This window comes from Natrinema sp. SYSU A 869 (genome assembly GCF_019879105.1).
In the GTDB taxonomy this organism is placed as follows: domain Archaea; phylum Halobacteriota; class Halobacteria; order Halobacteriales; family Natrialbaceae; genus Natrinema.
Genome location: NZ_CP082249.1, coordinates 2,988,671 through 3,012,429 on the forward strand (window position 1 = coordinate 2,988,671; position 23,759 = coordinate 3,012,429).

Genomic DNA, 23,759 nt, shown 5'->3' on the forward strand with positions numbered 1-23,759 from the left:
GTCGCGAGCGGCGGCGAACTTCGATCGACTCACTCGAGCGTATACCAGTCGAACCGCTCGACCGCGTAGCGATAGGAGATGACCGGCGCGATCAGGCCGGCGATCAGGACGATCCATGCTCCGACGGTAATCGTGCGGGCGGAGATCGAGAGCTCGGAAAGCGGCGTCACTGCCGCGGCCGACGCAATCAGGCCGGCGATCAGGTCTGGTGCCTCGAGGGAGAGCACGACGGCGGCGACCGTCGGGAGCACGATTGCGAGCGTATAAACGACGAAGGCGGTCTTGCTCGGCATCACCGCCTCGCGGTTGTTAGTCACGCTGACGCTGCCGAAGCGGGGAAACGCCGAGCCGATCCCGGCTGCCAGTGCCGGCGTGGCGACCGCACCGACCGCGGTTCCGGCGACGAGCGCTGCGGTCTGCTCCAGCGAGAGCGGACTGACGAAACCAGTGACGAGCGAGATACCGAGTGCGAATGGGATGCTGATGAGCACACCGGCGATTATTCGGCCCCGAATCGCCTGCTGACCGGTGAGAGTCGACGGTACGACGGCGGGCAGCGCCGGCCCGAGATCACCAAGCGGGTTGAGCGTGAACAGCACGCCGGCCGCCCAGACGACGTACAGGGAAAACAACACGGCCATGAACGATGGTATCGTCCCCAGCTCGATGATCTGCCGGACGAACCCGAGCGCGCCCAGCAGCGGGTAGCCGACGTACACCAGTCGAATGGGTGCCCGTTTCGTTCGACGGATCGCGGTCACCGTCACTGTTCGGACCGGCCGCGAGAGCGTCCCCGAGAGGAGTCCGGCGAGCCGATCAGACGACGTCGTCTCGTCGACTTCCTCGTCTTCGGTCCGTGCCGGATCCGCGAACCAGTGGCGCTCTGCGGAGGGAATCGCGGCCGCGATCGCGAGTCCGACGACGAGGAGCGAGCCGCCGATCGCAGCCCCGATTCCGGTCGCGGACGAATCGATACCGGGGATTCCGACCACCAGCAGGTGACCGGGCCACCCGAGGGGGCTGGCCTGTAACGCGGTGAATAGCGTTCCCATGACCGCATTGAATCCGCCGGTCGCGACCGCGCCGAAGTAGACGGCCCAGAACGCGGCGAACAACAGCGTTCGATATCGGGCGATCGGCTCGTAGACGGTGACAAGGTGTCGGATCCAGACGCCGATGGTGAACCCGACTGGGACGGCGGTACACAGGACTAGGCCGATCAGCAGTGGCGCGACGATCACTGGAAGCACCGTTCCCGCACCGTAGGCAAACGCGGTCGCGGAGAGTACCGTCGGCGGTACCAGCCAGATCGCAAAGAGTGCGATCTCCGCAGCGACGACCCCGATGACGGCGTTCCGGACTGTGGTCGAGAGCAGGAGAAACGCCGGTTCGTCGACGTCGGCGACTTCCGTAACCGTTCGCATAATCGCCATGACGACAAGAAATAGCCATAGGACTGCCGTTCCACCGGTGACGAACTCGGTCACCGTCGCCGCGTCGGTCGCGGAGAGCGATCCGGTGGCGGCCTCCTCGCCGAGTGCCGGAAAGATGAGCAGTGCGACGGCCGTAACCGGACCGAGCGCAAACAACACGACCACCGCCATCATGAGCAGTTTCGTCCGATTGTCGGCGACCGCTCGAATCGTTCGTCGAACCTCTGTTCTGGCGATGGAGAGCGCAGGTGCCATCAGCGAGCACCTCGGTTCGGGTGCGGGGACCGGGAACGAACGGGTTGCATACCTGAAATCGCATCACGCTGCCAGTAAATTGTTTGGTTTTCTGTCATTCGGGTCGCGTCGACGCTACTGCGGGACGTGACACACATTTAATTATACCGCTGAGAAAGGAATCGTATGAGCCCCGTCGCCGCCGCTGCTATCGAAACTGAGGGTCTGACGAAACGCTACGGCGAGACGACCGCCGTCTCCAATCTGACGATGGCCGTCGAGCGTGGCACGGTCTACGGCTTCCTTGGCCCCAACGGCGCGGGGAAGACGACCACGATGCGGATGCTGACGACGCTGACGAAGCCGACCGACGGGACGGCTCGCGTCGCTGATTACCCGATTACGGACCGCGAGTCCGTCACCCCTCATATCGGCTATCTCCCCGAGGAGCCGCCCATCTACGACGAACTCTCCGGTCGCGAACAACTCGAGTACGCCGCCGGCCTGCGGGATATGCCCGAGGACGCGGCCGGCGAGCGTATCGAATCGTTGCTCGAGCGTTTCGACCTGCTCGAGGACGCCGACAAACGGATCGAGGACTACTCGAAGGGGATGCGCCAGAAGGTCGGGGTCATCCAGGCGGTCCTCCACGAACCGGCGGTCGCCTTCCTCGACGAACCGACGAGCGGGCTCGATCCCCGCGCCGCTCGGACGATGCGGAACACGATCGCCGAACTCGCCGACCGGGAGATGACGATCTTCCTCTCGACGCATATCCTCCCCGTCGTCGACGAACTGGCCGACGAGATCGGCGTCCTCCATAACGGCGAACTCGTCGCCGAAGGCGACCCCGAGACGCTCAAGTCCCGCGCAGAGACCGGCGACGCCCGCAGCTTAGAGGATGCCTTCCTCGAGATCACCCGCGAACCCGGTGAGGACGGGCTGGCGAAAGAGCAGGCTGCGGAGTGACGCGACCGTCGAGTCACCAGGAGCGCTCGAGTCGGTTCGACCGGCGGAACGGTCGGCGGACGAGACCGGTGATCGCAGCCTGATCGCTGAAACTGGATGAGATCGGTGGATGGGTGCGTAGCTACGTTATGTGCCCCTCAATCTCCACATGTTTTTAGTGGGATGGGATCGGACGTCCCATCGGGAGGTGAGAATTGATGAGACGGAGAGACATCACTGGAATCGAGCCGGTTGCTCGACTCGCCGAGTACGCTTCGACGATTGACCGATACGATCTCTTGCTCGGACTGATCCCGACGGCCTTCGCGGTCGCTGGATTCGTCGGCCGCATCCTCGATCTCTCCAGTGAGGCGACGCTTCTCGGCGGTGTCGTCATCGCCATCATCGCCTTGCTCGACGGCCTGTTCTTCCGGCCCCCGACGAGACCTCACGGAACGTGATTTCGCCCGGTAGCGGCGCTCAACGCTTGTGCCACAGTCGGAACGATATCGAATTCGTCTCGATACCAGTCTAGTCTCTGCGTAGCCCCGTCTCGGAGCGACGCCAAACGGCTGGCGCATCAGTGACTCTCAGTCCGACGAGCGGGACTGAACGCTTCGATAGTGATCGCGATCGCATCGTCGCCGGGGACATCGCGGACGCCGTAGACCGTCGGATACTCACCGGCCGCCGGATACATCGTCGGCTGGGGAATCTCGTACCGATCGGTGCCGGTCACGGCCTCGAGGTGTCGCTTCGCTATCATCGGTTCGACGAACGTGAGTTCGCCACGCCCATCGCCGGTCGTATCGTATGCACCCCAGATGAGCGTGGTCGTGAACTCGCCGCCGGCAATCTCCGGTGGTTCGGGGTCGATCAGATGCTCACCCATGTCCGTCACGACCGCGAAGTCACCGTCGAGACTCGGTTCGGGAACGCGGACATATCCCTCGGGGAGCCGCGGTTCCGGGATGGTGTACGACGCTGCGTCCAGCCCTGCAATGGCATCTATCGTGGCCGCCTCGAGCATATGGAAGTGGACGTCGATGTGCGGAACGTCGTAGGTTCCAGCCGGCGGATGCCCCTCCGGGTTCCAGGTCAGGCCAAGGAAGGTAAACGGCGTCGCCGCCGTTTCGGGAAATGGAACGAAGAACTCCTGTGACCACGCGTGATGGATTTCGACGGCCGCGCCGTTCGGTCCGTATTTGTCGCCAGGATCGCCGCGTTCCGCCCGGGTTCGCAACTCTGCAGCTGACGGGAGGTCGGTGAGCGCATCGCGATCGAGCAAGACGCCGTGGGACGCCGGGTCGCCCGACGGCGTGACCGTGGTAAACGTCCGCAGCTCGCCGTTTCCGAGCGTTATTGGCTCGCTCCATTCCGTGCGCTTTCGCGGTGGGAATTCTCGATCAATCATGCGCCCGGTGACGGTGCCGGTCGCTGTGAGCGTCGTTCCGACGCACGTCACGGCGCGGAGGAACGTCCTTCGATTACCGGTCCGTCGACCGCCCGGGAGTCGGCTTTGATTTGAGTCGACCATAGCGTATGATAGCTGCCCTTCTGCTATCGATGAGATGTCACACTCCCAACAGCATATAGCACTCTGTGATAGCTTGTGAACGTAACAGAGCAGTATCTATCGGGGACTCGAGAACGGATCGGTGGCGGCGAACACAGTACGAACAGGGCTCGAGTCAGGGATCGAAGACACCGTGCCGGAGCCCTTCCTGAACGGGCGCGTGCTCGGCGTCGGTCGGCGGCGGACTGGTCGTGAGCAGGGCTTCAAGCCGTCCGTCATCGTCGGCCCGTATTCCCCGGTCGACATCGGCCTCGACGACAATCACGTCGTCGGTCCCGACGACGTGTTCGGTCTCTCCCTCCCGGACGACACCGGTTCCGGAGCGGACGCAGATTGCGACGTCACTGCCGGGTGCGTGGACCGGGATGAACTGTCCCGGCTCGAAGTAGCTGAGTACGACCTTCATCCGGTCGCTCTGGAACACGGGTCGCGTGCTGAATCGATCCTCGTCGTACGTCCGTTCGGTGTCGAAATCGGTTGCTGGCATCAGTGATCTCCTCCGGCAGTCTCTCTCACGTGGCCGGGCCGGACCGATCGCTCTTCTCCCGAACGTGTTAGCGTCGTTGGCCCGCACTCGAGCGGACGGCTTCGATCATGCCGGTTGCAACCCTTCCCCTGGAGTGAGCCTCTGTGCACTCGAACGATTTCGTGGCTCTCGTCGCACGAGACGCGAATATATTTCTACATACTACTCGTTACATAAACATTCAATTCCCTAACAAGAATTATGGCGTTTCGATCGGTAATCGGAGCCGGAGGCATGACTAACGACACGAATCCTTCCACAATTCGACGGCGAACAGCGCTGAAATCTGGTGTGGCAGGACTCGGCGGCATCGTACTTGGCGCGGCAGGCGCCACGGGTTCCGTCCGGGCGGTATACGAGTCGTATCGGTTCCTCTGGGTGAACTCGTGGCTCGTCGACGGCATCGAGGGCGTCATGGGTTCATCGCTCGACGTCGCGGCGAAACCGCAGTATCAGGAGCGGACGGTCGAACTCGGCCAGCGGCTGGGTGCGGAGGGCTACGATGTCGTCGGGCTCTGTGAAATCTTCAATGACGAACAGGAGACGATCGAAACCGAGTACGTCGATGCTGCCGGGACCGGAACGGCGATTTCGGGCCCCGGACCGGACGGCGGCGAGAAGGGCTCGGGACTGCTGGATCTGGTCTCGGGCGTTTCCGTGACCGATCAGGCGACGGTCGAGTACGGCGCGGAACCGGACGATCATCTGACCTACGTCGATGCACATGTCGGGAAAGGGGCACAGTACGTCGAACTGGACCTCGGACCCGGGAAGGTAGACCTGTTCACGACGCATCTGGTGACTGGATCACCTCTCCCGTGGGCCGATGGTGGCGACGAGGATATCCCGGCGCTGCGGAGCCAGCAACTCGACGAACTGGGCGAGTTCGTCGCCGAGCAGTCCAGTCCGGAGAATGTGACCCTTGTCGCAGGTGATTTCAACATCGCGCCGGACGGCGAAGCGGCCGACGCCCTCGAGAGGTTCACGTCGACCGCCGGGCTGTCCGACACGTGGATCGACCACGGGAGCGGGCCGGGCGGAACGAATGACGACGCGATCGTTGACGGTTGCGCCTTCGATCCGACCGATGCACCGCCGGCGTACTGCCCCAGCGACGACGCGGGCGAGCGAATCGACTACGTCTTCCTCGAGGAACCCGCGTCCGACCACACGATGGAACTGAGCGTCGAAACGATCGAGCGCCGCGTGTTCTGGCGAGAACTCGCGCCGCCGACCCAGTTCTATGCCGACGACGATGGCGAGGTCCCGAACTACCTGACCGATCACGTTGGTCTGGAACTGTCGCTGACGGCGACGAGCACGTGAGACGCAGGTCGATCGGTGGTCGCCGTATTTTTCGACACCCGCGGTCTGACGAGCGCCGAGCACAACGCCGAACTCAGCCGTCATCTGTCTCCTCGCGCAGCCGCTGGACCGGGCGTTCGACCCGCGTCCGGGCGACCCGGTCGAAACCCGTCGACGGTGACGAGAGGACTCGTCCGCGAAGAAGATCCAGACGGACGAGGGATGGCCGTCGACCGGTCCCGTGGCCCACTCGAGACACGGCCCGAGAGCGGAGTCCGACACCCTAAAGCGGCCAGACTCTGTGGTTCGGATATGGAGTATCACGAGGCGGCGGACTTCCTCTTCGATCTGCGGCGGTTCCGCCCGAAGCCGGGCACGGAGTCGACGGCCCGGCTGCTAGCCTACCTCGAGAACCCACACGAAACCGTCGACTTCGTCCAGATCGCCGGCTCCAACGGGAAGGGGAGCACGGCCCGAATGCTCGAGCGGACACTGCGCGAGGCGGGCTACTCCGTCGGCCTCTACACCTCGCCACACCTCGAGGACCTCCGCGAGCGCGTCCGCGTCGACGGCCGGAAGATGTCGCAGGCGGCGGTCTGTGACTACGTCGACGCCGTTCGCGAGTACATCACCGAGCGCGGAGCCGATAGCGAGTCCCCGACCTTCTTCGAGACGATGACCGCGATGGCAATCTGGCAATTCGGCCGCGAGGACGTCGATATCGCCGTCCTCGAGGTCGGTATCGGTGGCAAGTACGACGCCACGAGTGTCGTCGATCCGGTTGCCAGCGCGGTCACAAGCGTGACCCTCGAGCACACGGGAATTCTCGGCGACACCGTCGAAGAGATTGCCCGCGACAAGGCCCACGTCGCCCCAGCCGACGCGCCGCTGGTCACGGGCGTCACCGGAAGCCCGCTCGAGGCGATCCGCGACGTTGCCGGCGATGTCGTCACGGTCGGACCGGCAGCGGACGCCACTGATAGTGGGGTTGACGACGGTGGCGACAGGGATGAGACTGCTTCGAGTCCGGACGTTCAGGTCGCCTACGGCGGGCGGACGAACCACACCGAAGCCGCTGTCTCGATCGACGCTGAGGCGTGGGACCTCGAGACGCGGATCCCGCTGCTGGGCGAGCATCAGGCCGCAAACGCCGGCATCGCTGCCGCCCTCGCCGGACAGGTCGGCAACGTCTCGGAGACGAACCTCTCACGCGGGCTACGGAGCGCGCATTGGCCGGGCCGATTCGAGGTGCTCGATACCGAACCGTTGACCGTCCTCGACGGCGCGCACAATCCGGGTGCCTGCGAGGGGCTCGCCGAGACGCTCGAGACCTACGACTACGACGACCTCTACCTCGTCTTCGGCGCGATGCATGACAAGGACCACCGCGAAATGGCCGCCGCGCTGCCGACGCCGGACACCGTCGTCACGACCGAACCGACGCTCGATCGGGCTGAAGATCGGGCGGTCCTCGCCGATGTCTTCGTCGACGCCGGCGTCGGCACCGTCCGTACCGAGACCGCGGTCCCGGACGCCCTCGCGACCGCCCTCGCCGACGCCGAGAGCGACGACTGCGTGCTCGTCACCGGGTCGCTGTTCGCGGTCGCGGAGGCCCGCTCGAGATGGACTCGAACCGATGTCTCCAAACGGGTCCGCGACCGCTCTGACGCCCGCGACGCGCTCGCGGCGGCGAACGTTGCTGCGGGTGACGTGGAACGGCTGGACGGCGACGCCGTCCACCGGGTCGTCAGGACGGCGCTGCGGGACCGACAGGCAACGGTCCTCAAGGAGGAACTGCTGCGGCTGGGCGGGGAATGCGCGCTTTCGGGCCTCGAACGGAACGACGAGGCCGTCGACGCCGTGTTGATGGGGACACTCACCCAGTTCGAGGCGCTCGTCGAGGCCCTCGAGAGTCGCTCGCGACCCCACGGATTGACCGATGTCACCCAAGAACTGCGGGACACGCTCGAACTCGACGCCGAGGCCGGCGTCAGCGTCGCGGACGATACAGAAGCCAACAGCGGAACCGACGGCGACGTGACGGACTCGATCCAGCCGGCCGGTCGGCCCCACGCTCCCATCCGGACGGCTGACGGCTCGAGCGGCCCGGACTACCCCTGGACGGATCGGACAGCCGTCATGGGAATTCTGAACGTCACGCCAGACAGCTTCCACGACGGCGGCGAGTACGACGCCCTCGGGGATGCCGTGGCCCGCGCCGAGGCGATGATCGCGGCCGACGCCGACGTGATCGACATCGGCGGGGAATCGACCCGGCCGGGCGCGGCTCCCGTCTCGATCGAGGAGGAACTCGAGCGGGTCGTCCCTGTGATCGAACGGATCGCCGACCTCGATGCCCTGATTTCGGTCGACACCCGTAGAGCCGCCGTCGCTGACGCCGCGCTCGAGGCCGGTGCCGATATCATCAACGACGTTTCGGGGCTCGAGGACCCGGAGATGCGCTTCGTCGCCGCCGAGCACGATGCGGGGCTGGTCGTGATGCACAGCATCGACGCGCCGGTCGTCCCGGACCGCGACATCGAGTACGACGACGTCGTCGCGGACGTGATCGACCAACTCTCCGAACGCATCCTCTTAGCCGAAAAGGCTGGCCTCGACCGGAATCAGATCATCGTCGATCCCGGCATCGGCTTCGGAAAATCCGCCGCCGAGAACTTCGAACTCCTCGATCGGATCGACGAGTTCCACGCACTCGGCTGTCCGGTGCTGTTCGGCCACTCCCACAAGTCCATGTTCGCGACGGTCGGCCGTGAAGCCGGCGAGCGACTCGAGGCGACCGTCGCGGCCAGCGCACTCGCGGCCGATCGAGGGGCCGACCTCGTCCGCGTCCACGACGTTCCCGAGAACGTCGCCGCGGTTCGGACGGCGCTCGCCGCGCGCAATCCGGAGCAGTTTGACTGGGAATCGTAATCCCCGCGTTTCTCGGCCGAGACGCCTTCGAAACCGCTGATCGTCCGTTCCAGGGCGGGACTTATACTGCTTGACGGCCACGTCCGATCATATGAGCGAACGAGCGGGGATCTCGGGGACGGACTTTTGGGAGGACGTAGACGATTCCGAGGCGCTCCAGCGCTATCGAACGCTCGTGGATATCGTCGACGACGGCATCTACCAGCTTGATCCCGACGGACAGTTCGTCGCAGTCAACGATCGGATTCTCGAGCTAACGGGCTATACGAGCGACGAACACCTCGGCGAGCATATCTCGCTAGTCCTCGACGAAGGCGATTGCCAGCGAATCGAAGGGGAGATCTCAACTCAGCTCTCGACGGATGACCGACAGCAGCAAACGTTCGAATTGACGGTCCGGACTGCTGACGGGGAGACGATCCCCTGTGAGCTGAGCCGGACGGGACGGTGCTCGATATCAACGGAACGGCGATGGAGTACATCGACGGCGACCTCGAGGCGGTGACGGGCGAGCCGTTCTGGGAGACGCCGTGGTGGGGCGAGAGTGACGGCGTCCGAGACGTGGTCGAGGAGTGGACCGAGCGAGCGGCCGCCGGCGAGTACGTGGACCTCGAGACGGACCTTACCGGTCCGGACGGTCAGCGGTACACCCTCAGCGGCTACTTCCGGCCGGTCACGAACGACGACGGCGAGGTGGTATCGATCATCGTCTCGGACCGCGATATCTCCGAACGCATGGAGCGCGAGCGCGAACTCGAGCGCAACAAGGAGCAACTCGAGACCCTGTTCGCGGTGCTCCCGGTCGGCGTCGTCGTCGCGGAGGCCGACGGTGCGATCGTCGCGGCCAACGACACCGCACATGCGGTCTGGGGCGGCGATGTGTTCGACGCCAACTCCGTCGAGGAGTACGGACAGTATTCGGTGCGATGGGCCGATTCGGACGAGCAAGTCGAACCCGAGGAGATGACGCTGGCCCGGGTGCTTCGCGGCGAGGAGGTGACCGAACCCGACATCCTCGAGATCGACGCCTTCGACGGTGAACGCCGGATTATCGAGGCAGAGGGCATGCCGATCCGTGATGAGACCGGCGAGGTGGTCCGCGGCGTTATCACGCTGAGCGACGTCACCGAGCGCAGGACCGCCCAGCGCCAACTCGCGGAGTCCGAGCAGCGCTATCGAACGATCGTGGAGAATTTCCCGAACGGTGCAGTAGGGCTGTTCGACGAGGATCTCAGATATACGGCTGCCGGCGGGGCGATCCTAGACGATGTCGGTACCTCGGCTGAAGAGATCGTCGGCAAGACCCTCTGGGAGCGGTATCCGGAACCGCTGGCCGCCCAGTTCGAGCCGAACTTTAAAGCCGCTCTCGACGGCGAATCCAACTCGTTCGAGATCGAGCTCCACGGCCGCCACTTGGTCGCGTACACGCTGCCGGTCGCGGACGACGACGGCGACACCTTTGCCGGCATGGTCATGGTTCAGGACATCACGGAACGCCGGGAGTACCAGCGAAAGCTCGAGGAGTCTAACGAGCGCTTAGAGCAGTTCGCCTACGCCGTCTCCCACGACTTACAGGAGCCGCTGCGGATGGTCACGAGCTATCTCCAACTCCTCGAGCAGCGGTACGGCGACGTCTTCGACGAGGACGGCGAGGAGTTCCTCGAATTCGCCGTCGACGGGGCCCAGCGGATGCGCGAGATGATCGATGGATTGCTCGAGTACTCGCGAATCGAGACCCGGGGCGATCCACTGGAGCCGACCGATCTGGACGACGTGCTGGATGACGTGCTCACCGACCTCCAGATCCGGATCGAGGAGACCGACGCCGAGATCGCGAGCGAGCCGTTGCCCGTTGTCGAGGGCGACGCCAACCAGCTCCGACAGGTGTTCCAGAACCTGCTGTCGAACGCGATCGAGTACAGCGGGGACGAGCCGCCGCGAGTTCGTATCAGTGCTGAGCGCGACGGCGCGGAGTGGCTGCTTTCGGTCAGCGACGAGGGGATCGGGATCGATCCCGACGACCGAGAGCGCATCTTCGAGGTGTTCCAGCGACTTCACACCCGCGAGGAACACACCGGCGCGGGGACTGGAATCGGCCTCGCGCTGTGCGAGCGGATCGTCGAGCGCCACGGCGGCGACATCTGGGTCGATTCCGACTCCGGCGAGGGAACGATCTTCTCGTTTACGCTCCCCGCCGCGAGCGATCGAGAGTCGTGATTTCGGTCGGCGACGGCGTCATCATACATTCCTTCCATTTCTTGGTGTCGCGCCGCTCGATGCCGGTATGCCCCTCTCTAACGGACTCGTGAACAGTCTCGCGTCGCTGATCGTCGTCGGTTTCGTCTGCCGAGCCATTGGAAGCTTCTTCGAAATCCCGAAACGCCGCATCGAGAGCTATAGTCGCCACTGAAAGTCACTGCACACCTGATCGCATGACAGCTGTGCGATCAGCGTGTAAATCGTTTCAGTGGCTACTATAGTGCCGGCGTGGGAACGCCGGTTGACGACGTCGCCGGGATCCCGCTCTCGCTCGTCGGTGCCTCGACACTGGTCGACGGCCCGCTCGCGGTCCCGTACGATCCACTCATGCTGCTCTTTGTGGGAGTCGTTCTCCTCACTTATCCCGAATTCGCGAGGGCCTACTGACCCCTCAGTCGTCGCCCGCTTCGTTGATTTCGGGCGTGTACTCCGCCGGCCCACAGCCTAACGACCGGTGCGGACAGTGCTGGCAGTGGTCCCCCGGCGTCGTCTCCGTGAACGATGGTTCGTCGACCGCTTCCAGTGTCTCGAGGACTGACTCCCAGGACGGGAGCTCGTCGGGCTCGAGGAGGTCAACGCGAGGGCCGTCAACGTCGCCGACGTAGATGTAGCCGACGGCCGAGATCGGTTCGTCGAACCGATCCTCGCAGGCCCGTGCGTAGAGCGACAACTGGACGGCGTCGTCGGGTTCGATCCGCTCCGCGGTGGCCTTGTAGTCCAGCACTGCGAGCCCGCCGTCGGGAAGCCGCCGGACCGAGTCCACGTAGCCGACGACGTCCCCCGTCACTCCGGTCACATCCTCGAGCGAGAAGGGGAGTTCCGCGGCCAGCGGCTCCCAGTCGGCGACCGGGCGATCGAACTCCGGCGCGGTCGCCGCGAAGTAGTGGTCGACGCAGGCGAGGACCGGCTCACGGTGTGCGAGCAGGTCCCGGGCGGTGAGCTGTCGGACGGCGGCCTCGCGCCACGCCTCACGGGTGCGGTACTCGCGGTGGAACGCCTCCTCGGCGACGTCGTGGAAGACGGTGCCGACAAGTCGCGACGACGGGTCGCCGGTCGCTGCGGGCGTCCCACCGTTCGTCTCGATCTCCTCGTCGTCCACCGCGACCGCCGTGAGCGGGTCGTCGATCGCCCGGACGACGTGATCGAGGTAGTGTTTCCGGGCACAGGTCTCGTGAGTGTCCATCGCGGAGTAGCTGTGGCGCATCGCGACCGGGAGCTCCGTCGCCGTCGCGAGCGTCTCGACCGGGAACCGGACCGTGTCGGTCGTCAGCGCAGAGGCTCGCCGACCGCTGGGGACTCGAGTCGGTGCGTCCGCCGCCGATCGGTCGTCGCTCCCATCCTCGTGCGGGCCGTGACTCGCGGCGTCGGCTGCCGACAACAGCGTCCCGTCGCGAAGCAGCCGTCCCAGCTGGTGGACGGTCGCAATCGCCTCGCGGGTCTCGAGCGGTTCGATGGGGCGGTCGCCGTAGTCGGCGTAGTAGGTGATCGTTCCCGGGCTCTCGCCGGCCGAGGCGGCGATCTCGTCGGTGCGATCGACCACGGTTTCGGGGTAGGTCTCCCGCACGCGATCAAAGCTCTCGGTCAGCGACGACCAGAGATCCATCCGCTGGCCGGTCACTGACCACTCGATGTCGCTCGCCAGGCAAGCCTCGGCCGTCGACGCCGCGAGTTCGTCGTCGTCACCGTCGTACTCGTACTCGGAGCCGAACACGAACAGGTGCGCTTCGGCCCGGGTGAGCGCGACGTGGAGTACCCGCCACTCCTCGGCGACCCGCTCGGCGGCGAGATCGGCGAGCAGTGGCGAATCCACGTCATCATCGAGCGTCGCAGCCAGCAATCGGTAGCGGGCCCGCTCGACGTAGTCGCCGTCGACGCACCACTCCTCGTCCGAGAGGTAGGGGGCGAGGACGGTATTGAACTCGAGGCCCTTCGCTTGGTGGACCGTCATCACGTCGACGCAGTCCTCGGAGTGGGTCCCACGCGTTCGGTCGCTCCCACCGCTTCGCAGGGTCTGTGCCAGCGCGTCCACGAACTCGGTCGACAGCGACTGGACGACGCCATCGGAATCGTAGGCCTCGACGAACCGCTCAAGGCGGTCGAACGCCGCCCGTTCATCGCTCGTACAGAACCACTCGATTCGAGTTAGCTCTCGGAACCGTCGAACGAAGCCTGAGAGCGGGTAGACATCTCGGAACCGCTCGAGGGCCGTGAGGTGCGCTCGAACCGTCTCGAGTCGGTCGGGTCGCTCGAGATCGAGCGTCGCCGGGTCGGCGTCCATCACGGCATCGGACAGCGATCCGTCCCGCCGCTGCAGCGTCGCGAGGTCGCCTTCGGTGAAGCGGTAGCGATAGAGCAGCACACGTCGGAGGTGGGCGTCGGCATCCGGCTTGACGAGGACTCTGAGATACGAGAGTACCGTCCGAATCCCGGGCGAAATCTCGCCGCGGGGCGAGCCGGATATCTCGTGGGGAATCTGTAGCTCCTGCAGTTCGTCCGCGACCTGCTGTGCGTGGTGGTTGGTCCGGACGATGACAGCGATATCGCCCAGCGAGCGCTGTGGGACGTTCGCGGCCTCGCCGTTGAGCAGCCGCGAGACCGTCGTCGCGACCTGCTCGGACGTCGACTGTGGAACCCGATCGCTCTCGACTTTGACGACCCGGTCCGGCGGCTCGTCCTCGTCGTAGGTGCCGGCCGTCCGGCCGTCCTCCCGCAGCGTCTTCGAGGACTGAGGACCGTAATCACAGGCGTTGGTCAGGTCCAGGATCTCCTGTCTCGAGCGGAAGTTGAGCTCGAGTTCGATCGCCTCGTGGTCGTCGTAGGCGTCGGCAAGCCGGTCTAACCCCTCTCGGTCGGTGCCGCGCCAGCCGTAGATGGCCTGGTCCTTGTCGCCGATCGCGAGCAGGTCCGGCCGGTCGGGGCCGTCTGTGAGTTCGGTCAGGAGGGAGAACTGGGTCGCGTCGGTGTCCTGGAACTCGTCGCAGTAGACCTGCGTCCACTGGCCGGTGATCTCGTCGGCGATCGCGTCGTCGTTTAACAGGTCGGTCGCCGTCCGCACCAGTTCGTCGAAGTCCATCGCCCGCTCGGCCTCGAGTGCGTCGTGGTAATCCGCGTAAACGTCGGCGTAGTGGCGGGCCAACCGGAGGAACTCGACGTAGTGTTTCAGCCGGCCGAAGGGGGTCTGTTCGATCCGGCTCGTCGCTTGCCCCCAGATTCGGTTGCCGAACAGCGCCCGCGGCAGGTGTTTCGTCGTCGGGTCGTCCAGCGATAGCGCATCGATCGTATCGGTCACGCACTGCTGGAGCACTCGGAGATAACGATCGACGTCCTGCACCAGGTCGTCGTCGCGGAAGGCCGCTGGTGCCTCCGCGATCTTCTCCCGGCAGTAGGAAACGAGTTTGCCGTAGTCGACCAGCGATTCCCGGGCCGTCTCGAGGTACTCGTCCCGGTTGAAATAGCGAAGCGCCTCGTTGTCGAACGAGAGGTCCTCACCGGCGGTCCGCTCGAGCCAGAGGACGAACTCGTTGCACAGCTCGAGGGTCCGCACTGGCGGCAGCCCCGACTGCAGGTCGTCGGGCGTGATATCTTCCTGACTCATCGACTGAATGAACCGGTCGATGGCATCGACGAGGTCGGCCGGCGAGCCGTCGTTGCGGGTCGACGCGGCCGCGAAGTCGTAGTCGTTGTCTGCGAGCAGGCGGCCGATGAGCCGGCGACGCGTGCGCTCGGTGACGACGTCGAACTCCGGCGAATACCCGAGGTAGTAGGCGTACTCCCGGACCAGCCGGTAACAGAAGGAGTGGTAGGTGTAGACGTCGATCGCCGCCGCGGCGTCGGGCTCGAGCCGCTCGCTGACCGCCGCCCGGATGCTCGCGGCCGCCTCGTTCGCGAAGGTTAACACGAGCACGTCGTCGGGGTCGACATCGCCCCGCTCGATGGCGCGCTCGATCCGGACGAGCATCGTCGTCGTCTTCCCGGTGCCGGCACCCGCGTCGACTGAGGTACAGGCCGCGCGGCTGTCGATGACCGCCTCCTGGTTGCCCTTCGGTTCGATCTCGGCGGCGGACGCGAGGCCGGCAGCGGCCGTCGCGTCAAGTCCGTCGTCGGTCGGGTCGGCCCCCGGCTCGAGCGGTCGCTCTCCACTGCCGTCCCGCCGCGAGTTGTTACCCATCGAACCGCACCTCCGCTGCGATATACTCCTGACAGCAGACAGTGTAGTCACAGTCGGGACACGCGTGCTCTGCGATCTGTGCCCAGCGCTCGGACGGATCGAAGGGGCCAGAGAGCAAGCTCGCAGCGATCCTCGAGAGTCGGTCGTCGACGGTCTCGTTTCGGTGGTCGTGTGTCATGCCGTAGGTGTGGTGGTCGACGTAAACGTCGGTCAGATCGACGACCTCGAGGCTCGTCTCGACGGTGTCCTGGACCCAGTTCACCGTCGTTCCCGAGCGCTCTGCCAGCGGAATCTGGAGATATCGACAGGTTCGGTCACCGAGCCCGAGCCGGTCGCGGAGCCCGCGAAGCCCGTCGAGGACGACGGCGGTCTCGAAGAGCGAGCCGACCGGGTCCGGTTCGAATGTGGTCGACTCCTCGTCGAAGTGGTCGGTGAAGAGTTCGGCGATGTCACCCTCCCAGTCGGACCGGTAGCGCAGGTGACCCAGCGGCGCGAGCGTCGGGACGAACCGGACGCCGACGATCGACGAGCCGTCGCCGTAGACGTAGTCTACCGTCGCGTCGATCATCGCCCGTCCGGCCTCGTGGTCCCCATCGGATACCTCGACCGTGCTCGAGAGTGGCAGTCCCGGCCCGATCAGTTCGCCGCGGGCCGCGTCGGCGTCCAATCGCTCGATCCCCGCGGCGTGGTCTGCCCCGACGCGCTCGAGGTATGCCGAAAGCGTTGCCTCGAGTACTCGTCGCTCGTGACGGCGCTGCGTTCTGGAGTGAAACGGCTCGTCGTGCTCGTTCCACAGCGTCGAGAGCCGATCGCTGGCGACGGCCTCGAGCGCCTCCTGCTCCGTCTCCCCGCTCCGGAGCGCGTCGCAGATGGCGGTCCGCAACACGTCCACGCGGTCGGCGACCGCGTCATCGTCGCTCCCCTCGAGGCCGTGAATGTGGGCGAATTCGTATCGGCGCGGACAGTGGAGCGCGGTGCGGAGGCCGTCGACGTCGATCGTGGGGGCGGTCGTCGCGTCGTCAGTCATCGCGCATCACCTCGCCCGCAGCGAACTCGAACTGCGAGCGGACCGCCTCGGCGAGCTCGTCGTCGACGTCGCCCTCTTCGAGCACGACTGCGATCTCTTCGAACAGCGCCTCGGTCTCGCCGAGGTCGGCCTCGCCGCCGGTGCTGGCCTCCCGGAGGACCCGTTCGAGTTCGCCGCGGGGCTGGTTGAGCAGCGCCTCGACGGCGTTCGTCTCGCCGTGGATGGCCGCGTCGCCCGCGGCGTCGACGTCTTCGATGCGGAGTCCGGGCGTCGACTCGAGCAGTTTCAGATAGCGCGACTCGTCGTAGGTCCGCTGGAGGCCGCCGGCACCGCGCTCGTAGGAGCACCAGTAGAGAGCACGCTCGGCCGCGCGCGCACCAAGTGCGAGCCGCCTGCGGGAGCGCTGGGCGTGGTACGTCTCGAAGGGATCGCCGACAGCGGTCGCGTCGACCGGCTCGAACGTCTCCGCGATCTCCTCGAGCGACGGGTCGGTGACCGCGGGATAGGTCGGCATCTCTCGGAGCCACGCCGATGGGAACAGCTGGGTGAGGAACTGCTCGCCCGGGTAGGTCTCGTCGATCAGATCCAGCAGGAAGACCGCCTGCCGCGAGTCGTACTTCAGGTCGTCGACGGCACAGACGGTGACGCCGCCGGTCGGCGGCCGCGTCTCGACCGCATGGACGTAGGGCGCGTCGTACCTGATCGTTCGCCGGAGCATTCGGCGCAACCCCTGCCAGTCCGGCCCCACGAGGTCCGTCTCCTCGACGAAACGGGCGATCTCGAGGACGCGCTTCATACCTTCGTACTGCTCACGGGCGTCGACCCATTCCTCCTCGCGGGCGATTCGTCCTTTCAGGTCCGTCCGGCGGATCCAGCGCTCGAGCGAGCGGCGGACGCTCGACCCGGCGGTTTCGGCGAGCAGGGCCGTCGAAAAGTCGGGGACGCGGGCCTGAAGACGGTTCAGCGAGACGTCTCGCGGGTCGCTCGAGTCCCGGGACTCGCGGGACGGTTCGGCGGGATCGAACCGCTCGAGTGCGTCGCCGTCGCGCTCTCGTTCGCACTGGCACGTGATGACCGCATACAGTTCGTTCACTGCAGGGTCTTCGGCTAGTGAGGGCGTCCCAATCGTCGCGGTCGGCACTCCGGCGTCCCGGAGCCGCCGTCTGGTCTCCGGAACCCGCTCGATTCGCGGCACGGCGACGGCGAACTCGTCGGCGGACCAGCCGTGGCGGTCGGACAGCGACTGGATTTCGGTCGCGACTGCCCGGACCTGTTCACGGGCGGTCTCGGTGCGGATGCGTCGGGCCCGACCTGCCGGGTCTCCCACTGTGGACCCGTCACCGGTATCGACGTTTCCCTCCGGCGGCTCGCCCGTTGCGAGGAACCGCGTGATCGGTTGATGTGGCGGTGCATCAGTAGATTCACAATCGGACACGGGCTCGAGTGACTCGATCTCGAGGCCAGCATCCCTCGCCGCCTCCTCGACGCAGCCCGGTTCGACCCGGGTGCGCTCGACGCTGGCGTGGCGTTCGCCGAGACAGACGAGGTCGACGTCGCCGGAAAGCGCCGCGAGGTATCGTCGGTCGAGTCGGCGGTACTCCTCAAATTCGACGGCGAGGACGGCGTCGAAGGAGGCGGTCACGCGGGTTCGCAGTCCGTCCGCGTTCGCCTCGAGCAAGTCGACCGCTTGCGGGATCACGTCCGCCCGCTCGACGTAGCCTCGATCGTCGAGTTCCGCATGGAACCGGTCGTTCATCGCGTAGAGGAAGGCCAGACAGTCATGGGGCAAATCGAGGTCATCGAGCCGGATCCGTTGGCGGGTCGCCGCGAGCAGCAGTTGCCCAACGTCGCGCGCGAAGCTCTCGTGGTCGGCCGCGCGCTCGAGGTAGGCGGGAACCGATCGGCTCGCGCCGTCGATTACCATCGAAATGAGCTCGATACGTTCCTCGTACTCGAGTCGAGAAAGCGTCGGATCGTATTCCTCGATGGTCTTCGAGGCGTGTTCCGGAAGCGACTCGATTCGGGGCGAGCGGGGACCATCGTCGGTCCGCTCGAGGTCGGCATCGGCTAACGCCTCGATCAGTGTCTCGAGACCCGCCGGATGCCGTTTCAGCACCAGGACGTTCCGCGGGCCGTGTTCCGCGGCGAGAGCGGCGTACTCCGCGGCAACCGTCGCGAACACGTCGGTCCCCGGCGCAGGTGCGGGAAGGAGCTTGCAGGTTCCGTCGAGTGCGGGCGGCGTGGCGGTCATCGGTCGTACGTCACCGTGTATGACGGAATTAGTATTTAAATGTGGGCACGATTCGATCCGATTCGGTGTGCGGATTGACTCCGATCGATCGGACTCGAGTTCTGTCGTCGTACTCGAGTCCGACTCCGAACCACTCCTCGCCTGCGATCACAGCCGAAACTATCCTATTGCAGTAGTAATAATATAAAATATGAATGCTTGGCAGACTGAATTGGGTCTGGACTAGCAGTAGTATCGTATTGGAGCAGTAGGGGAAATTCTACGGCCATATAGATGATACTGTGTTTCTGAATGAGACAGAACCGGCTGATCCGGGTAATCTTCGAACAGGGGTCTATTACGACCGATAACTGGCTACTAATACACGTGTATCGGAAACGGACGGATATGAGTCATCTATTACTTCTCTTGACAACCCTATGATTCTCGATACTTCGAATATCGCTGTTTACCGGCCCGGTGAGACAGTGGGATGGACTGTCAGTCGGAATCTCCGATCGAACGGCAGTCGGTCGATCCACAGACAACCGTTAGGGCGGTCGGTCTCGAGGATCACTTACTGTGTGACGCTTCCGAAGACGCTTTGTCGACCGGCGACTGCTATCGAAACCGCTTTTCGGGCAGTCGTCAAACGCCCTCTCAGTGAACTGGTCATACAGGAATACGGTCCTCGTTCTCTGTACGTTCGCGTTCTTCGTAACGGTGACCGCGCGGCTGGTGATCAGTCCGGTCGTTCCCGACATCGTCGAGACGTTTTCGGTTAGTACCGGCGCGGTCGGACTAGCGCTGTCGGGCATGTGGGCCGCGTACGCGCTCTCGCAGTTTCCGAGCGGGCTGCTCGGCGACCGATTCGGCGAGCGGCGAATCATCCTGACCGCAATCGGCGGAACGGCGGTCGCGAGCGCCATCCTTGCGCTATCACCGACGTACGTCGCCTTCCTGCTCTTCGCAATCGTCCTCGGCGGGGCGGCCGGCCTCCACTACAGCGTCGCGACGACGCTACTCACTCGGTTGTTCGATCAAACGGGACGTGCGATCGGGATCCACGTCTCCGGCGCGCCGATCGCCGGCCTCGCCGCGCCGGTGCTCGCCGCGATCGCCGCCGACCGATACGGCTGGCGCGCAGCGATCGCCGTCGGGACGGCCGTCGGGATTCCGATCATTGTTCTCTTCTTCCTCCAAACCCGTCCGACGGAGCCGCGCTATCCCGATCGGCGGATGCGAGACCAGGTCGATCCGTCCCTTCTCTCGCAGTTGCTGGCCCGCCCCAGCGTGGCCTACACGACCGCGCTCTGTGCGATGGGTGCCTTCACTTGGCAGGCCACAGCGTCGTTTCTCCCGACGTTCCTCGCGGTCGGCTACGGTCTCCCGCGGACGACGGCCGGCCTCCTGTTTTCGCTGTACTTCCTCGTCAACGGGGGCGTCCAGCCGCTGATCGGGTCGCTGTCCGATCGCTACTCGCGCGACGCCGCCGCCGCGATCACGATGACGGCGGGACTGGTCGGCTTCGCAGTGTTGGTCACCGGCGACGGGCTGGTAACGGCGATCGCCGGAGTCACCTGTGTCGGTGTCGCAATGACCTGGGGTGCACCGCTGCAATCGCGGTTCATGGACGTGCTCTCTTCCTCCGAACGCGGCCTCGGTTTCGGACTCGTCCGGACCGCCTACATGATACTCGGCGCAACGGGGAGCGTCGCCATCGGCACGGCCGCCGATCTGTTCGGCTGGATGGTCGCGTTCGGCCTCCTCTCGACGATCATGGCGATCGCGCTGGTGACGATCGCCATGAACAATGTCCTCTCACTGGGGTACTAACTGAAGCCCGATTCCACCCCTGAACCCGCCTACTCGCTCATCCAGTCGCTCGCCTGTGGTTCGCTCGGGTCCGTCGGAATCTCGACGAGAACCGGCTCCGCTGCCTCGAGCGCGGACACGAGCGTTGACCGAATTCCCGACGGCGTCTCTGCGTGCTCGGCCCGCATCCCGAGACTCGTCGCGAGGCCCGAGAAACTGATCGGCGCGTCCGTCCAGTCGTACTCGCCGGCCTCGAGATCGTAGTTCCGGCCGGCATCGTCGCTGATGATCGCGTAGTCCTCGTTGACGAAGACGACAATAGTGATCGGCAGCCCCTCGGAGACGGCCGTGTGGAGTTCGTGGACACACATCATGAGTCCGCCGTCGCCGACTAGAACGACCACGTCCTGGTCGGGGTTGGCGACCTGTGCGCCGATTCCCGACGGGAGGCTGGTTCCCATCGTCGCCCACGAGCCCGGATTGACGTACGAGCGCGGCCCCGCGGCCTCGAAGACGTTGAGTCCCCACACGCGGGAACCGCCGGCGTCGGCCGTCACGATCGCCTCCCGCGGGACCGCTTCCCGAATCGCCTCGAGCGCGCTAACCGACGTGATCGGCGGCGACGAGTCTCGCAGGTCCTCGAGTCGCTCGCTCGTCGCTGTTCGGATCTCGCTCGCACGCTCGATGGCGTCTCTGGCCGTGAACTCGCGGTCGGCGAGCGCGTCCTCGAGCGCAGACAGTGCCTCGCCGGCGTCGGCAACGATGCCGACTGTCGGGTCGTAGCCAGTCCCGAGATCGCCGGGATCGAGCGTGACGTGGACGAGAGTCTCGGGCACGCTCACGGACCAGGAGCGGGTCGTGACGGCGTCAAAGTCCGTGCCGACCGCGAGCGCCGCGTCCGCGCTCGCGAGGAGTTCGAGCAACTCGGGTGATGCACTGCCCGACAGCGTTCCGGCGACGTATCCGTCGGGACCATCGGGGAGGACGCCTTTCCCCTTGTAGGTGGTGACGACGGGCGCGCCGAGTCGCTCCGCGACGTGCCGGAGGTCGTCGCTCGCCTCGGCGGCGCGGATGCCACCGCCGGCGATGATCACCAGCTCATCGGCGTCGGCGAGACGATCGGCAGCTGCATCGATATCGCGATCCGCGGCCCCCGAGACCGAGTCACGGCTGTACTCCGCCGGTGTCGCGAGCGGCACGTCCATCGACAGGAAGTTCTTCGGAATCCCGACCCGGACCGGCCCCTTCGGTGCCGTCTCGGCGATCGCGATGGCCTCCTCGAGGATGGCGAGCGTACTCTCGGGGGCCTCGACGAGCAGATTCGCTTTGACGACATTGTCGTAGGTGTCCGGCGGCGTCTCGTGAATGCCGTCGCCACCGCGGATCTCGGGTTCGGTCTCGACGGCGATGTGCACGAGCGGCGTGCAGTCGTTGAGCGCGTTCTTCAGCCCGTTCATCGCGTTCATATCGCCCGGACCGGGCACGACGGCCGTCGCCGCGGGCTCCCCGCTGGTCTCCGCGTACCCCCATGCCTGATGAGTGACGGCAGTCTCGTGGCGAGCCATGACGAACTGAATGTCGTCCCGCGCTCCGATCGCCTCGTTCAACGGGAGTGTCTGTTTGCCCGGGATGCCGAACACGGTGTTAATCCCGTCGGCCGCCAATCGCTCGATGACCGCTCGGCTCACGTCCATACGCTCACCTCGTAAACCAGGCACTTATGATCTCCCGTCAGTCCGCTCTCGGCCTCGTTTTCCGAGCGACGACTCGAGCCGTGAAACACCGCTTTCAGCGCTGATTCCGTGATCTATTCGCTCATATCGTCTCATCCGGATCCGTATGGGCTTCCCACTTATCAGTATGAATTACATCCATATCTATGTAAGCCTAATGGGGGATTCTCGGTCGATTTTCGTCGTCTCGGCTTGCGATTAGCCGGGTCGACAAACTAATACATCCGTTCAAATGAACAATGGATGTGTGATTGAATTCATCTATTCGTCCGGTTTCGCCTGCGTTCCGTCACACTGATTCGAATCACGGTCCGATGATACCACGGTCGGCGGTCGAAAACAGTGTAAGTTGGGCCGTCTCGAGCAGCGGTATCGCAAGGATTGGCTCAGAACGCCTCCATATTTCGATTCGCGAAACGATATCCGAATGCCGATCGTCACCGGAACCGACAGTATAGCCGATCTGTCTCTCGTCGTAATCGTGTCCTGCTGCGAAGGGGATTTGGTGAGTAAATTACGCAAGGTACAGACTGCCTCCGTCGCCAATAGCGTCGTCGATTGTGGTCGTCATCGTTGTCACTTGTACTATCGGCTCTCTACACCCTCTCTACAGGAACTCAATAAGGTCGTTTCTTTTGGATTGCTGCCAATGGTGACGGCGACCAAATTGATGGGAATAGCCGTCGCTATCGGAGAGCGAAATAGTTCGCGGAGACGTTTCTCATTGGTGAACATTTTTATGGGTACGGGCGCTATGACGCATATCATGTCCCACAACGACGCCGGGAATCGGGAACGCGAACCCGGTTCACCGATAATCAAGAGCGTCGAAACCTCGCTCGCGATCGTCGACGAGCTACAGGCTCGAGACGGAGCCGGGGTTTCGGAGCTAGCCGACGCGATCGGGAAATCGAAGGGGACGGTTCACAAACACCTGATCACCCTACGCAAACACGATTACGTGGTCAAGGAGGGCGATACCTACCGGATCGGCCTCCGATTCCTTGACGTCGGTGGCTACGCCCTCCATCAGGTCGAGGGGCTTCAGTACATCGAGCCGAAGGTCCGAGAACTGGCGGATATCACCGGGGAGACGGTCCAGTTCTCAATCGAACAGCGCGGCCGATCCATCGTCCTCGACCGAAAAGCCGGGAAAAAGGGTGTCTTCAGCCGTGCTCGGATCGGAAAACGGTTCTACATGCATCAGGTCGCCGGCGGCAAGGCGATTTTGGCGAACCTGCCCGACGAGCGCGTTCGCGAGATTGTCGCCTGTCACGGGTTGCCAGCCGCCACCGACGAGACGATCACTACCGAAGCCGAACTGTTCGAAGAACTCGAGGCAGTCCGTGAACGAGGATACGCGTTCAATATCGACGAGAGCACGCACGGACTCTGCGCGGTCGGCGTGCCACTGACGGGACCAGAGGGGTCAGTCATCGGCGCGTTCGCCGTCGCCGGCCCGAGCCATCGCATGCGCGGCGAGCGCTTCGAGTCGGAGATTCCCGACACGATCCGAAGCGTCATCAACGAACTCGAGTTAAATCTCGCCCACTCCTGAGACGGCTCAGTCGGCG

General features: G+C 64.8%; 16 protein-coding genes. 9 read left to right on the forward strand and 7 right to left on the reverse strand.

Annotation, left to right across the window (positions count from 1 at the left end; genetic code table 11):
* Positions 1–29: 29 nt before the first annotated feature.
* Positions 30–1,688, reverse strand: a complete 1,659-nt coding sequence (locus tag K6I40_RS22925) for a hypothetical protein (RefSeq protein ID WP_222916984.1) — start codon at positions 1,686–1,688, stop codon at positions 30–32.
* A gap of 165 nt (positions 1,689–1,853) precedes the next feature.
* Here K6I40_RS22925 and K6I40_RS22930 point away from each other — a divergent pair, with 165 nt between their 5' ends.
* Both K6I40_RS22930 and K6I40_RS22935 read left to right on the forward strand, forming a co-directional pair.
* The gene (locus K6I40_RS22930) at positions 1,854–2,636 is read left to right on the forward strand and encodes an ABC transporter ATP-binding protein (RefSeq protein WP_222916986.1); all 783 of its coding nucleotides are present in this window, start codon (positions 1,854–1,856) and stop codon (positions 2,634–2,636) included.
* A 197-nt stretch (positions 2,637–2,833) separates the two neighbouring features.
* Positions 2,834–3,076: a hypothetical protein gene (locus K6I40_RS22935; protein ID WP_222916988.1), complete on the forward strand. Its 243-nt coding sequence runs from the start codon at positions 2,834–2,836 to the stop codon at positions 3,074–3,076.
* Between the two features lie 119 nt (positions 3,077–3,195).
* On the opposite strand, the gene K6I40_RS22940 is transcribed toward K6I40_RS22935, so the two are convergent.
* Both K6I40_RS22940 and K6I40_RS22945 read right to left on the reverse strand, forming a co-directional pair.
* Positions 3,196–4,029: a hypothetical protein gene (locus K6I40_RS22940; protein WP_255681838.1), complete on the reverse strand. Its 834-nt coding sequence runs from the start codon at positions 4,027–4,029 to the stop codon at positions 3,196–3,198.
* 277 nt (positions 4,030–4,306) lie between these two features.
* Positions 4,307–4,678: a cupin domain-containing protein gene (locus K6I40_RS22945; RefSeq protein ID WP_222916998.1), complete on the reverse strand. Its 372-nt coding sequence runs from the start codon at positions 4,676–4,678 to the stop codon at positions 4,307–4,309.
* 330 nt (positions 4,679–5,008) lie between these two features.
* On the opposite strand from K6I40_RS22945, the gene K6I40_RS22950 reads away from it, so the two are divergent.
* The 5 genes from K6I40_RS22950 to K6I40_RS22970 all read left to right on the forward strand — a co-directional run bounded on the left by K6I40_RS22950 (position 5,009) and on the right by K6I40_RS22970 (position 11,599).
* The gene (locus K6I40_RS22950; protein ID WP_255681839.1) at positions 5,009–6,043 is read left to right on the forward strand and encodes an endonuclease/exonuclease/phosphatase family protein; all 1,035 of its coding nucleotides are present in this window, start codon (positions 5,009–5,011) and stop codon (positions 6,041–6,043) included.
* Between the two features lie 291 nt (positions 6,044–6,334).
* On the forward strand, positions 6,335–8,953 hold the full coding sequence (folP, locus tag K6I40_RS22955; RefSeq protein ID WP_222917002.1) for a dihydropteroate synthase: 2,619 nt from the start codon (positions 6,335–6,337) through the stop codon (positions 8,951–8,953).
* A 91-nt stretch (positions 8,954–9,044) separates the two neighbouring features.
* Positions 9,045–9,458, forward strand: a complete 414-nt coding sequence (locus tag K6I40_RS22960) for a PAS domain S-box protein (protein WP_222917004.1) — start codon at positions 9,045–9,047, stop codon at positions 9,456–9,458.
* The gene (locus tag K6I40_RS22965) at positions 9,401–11,170 is read left to right on the forward strand and encodes a PAS domain-containing protein (RefSeq protein ID WP_255681840.1); all 1,770 of its coding nucleotides are present in this window, start codon (positions 9,401–9,403) and stop codon (positions 11,168–11,170) included. Before K6I40_RS22960 ends, K6I40_RS22965 begins: the two co-directional genes overlap by 58 nt.
* 270 nt (positions 11,171–11,440) lie before the next feature.
* Complete coding sequence (locus tag K6I40_RS22970) at positions 11,441–11,599, forward strand: hypothetical protein (protein ID WP_222917006.1); 159 nt, start codon at positions 11,441–11,443, stop codon at positions 11,597–11,599.
* A 4-nt stretch (positions 11,600–11,603) separates the two neighbouring features.
* On the opposite strand, the gene K6I40_RS22975 is transcribed toward K6I40_RS22970, so the two are convergent.
* Genes K6I40_RS22975 through K6I40_RS22985 form a run of 3 tightly spaced genes read right to left on the reverse strand, consistent with a single transcriptional unit; the run spans position 11,604 to position 18,658 of the window.
* Positions 11,604–15,380, reverse strand: coding sequence for a UvrD-helicase domain-containing protein (locus K6I40_RS22975; RefSeq protein ID WP_222917008.1), 3,777 nt, complete (start codon positions 15,378–15,380; stop codon positions 11,604–11,606).
* Positions 15,373–16,407, reverse strand: coding sequence for a hypothetical protein (locus K6I40_RS22980; protein ID WP_222917010.1), 1,035 nt, complete (start codon positions 16,405–16,407; stop codon positions 15,373–15,375). The genes K6I40_RS22975 and K6I40_RS22980 overlap by 8 nt, the downstream gene beginning before the upstream one ends.
* On the reverse strand, positions 16,400–18,658 hold the full coding sequence (locus K6I40_RS22985) for a hypothetical protein (RefSeq protein ID WP_222917027.1): 2,259 nt from the start codon (positions 18,656–18,658) through the stop codon (positions 16,400–16,402). Before K6I40_RS22985 ends, K6I40_RS22980 begins: the two co-directional genes overlap by 8 nt.
* Positions 18,659–19,300: 642 nt before the next feature.
* Between K6I40_RS22985 and K6I40_RS22990 the strand changes: the two genes are divergently transcribed.
* Positions 19,301–20,473: an MFS transporter gene (locus tag K6I40_RS22990; RefSeq protein WP_222917036.1), complete on the forward strand. Its 1,173-nt coding sequence runs from the start codon at positions 19,301–19,303 to the stop codon at positions 20,471–20,473.
* 29 nt (positions 20,474–20,502) lie between these two features.
* Here the strand turns inward: K6I40_RS22990 and K6I40_RS22995 are convergent, their stop codons facing one another.
* Positions 20,503–22,146: a thiamine pyrophosphate-binding protein gene (locus tag K6I40_RS22995; RefSeq protein WP_222917038.1), complete on the reverse strand. Its 1,644-nt coding sequence runs from the start codon at positions 22,144–22,146 to the stop codon at positions 20,503–20,505.
* 805 nt (positions 22,147–22,951) lie between these two features.
* On the opposite strand from K6I40_RS22995, the gene K6I40_RS23000 reads away from it, so the two are divergent.
* Positions 22,952–23,743, forward strand: a complete 792-nt coding sequence (locus tag K6I40_RS23000; RefSeq protein ID WP_222917040.1) for an IclR family transcriptional regulator — start codon at positions 22,952–22,954, stop codon at positions 23,741–23,743.
* Positions 23,744–23,759: the final 16 nt, after the last annotated feature.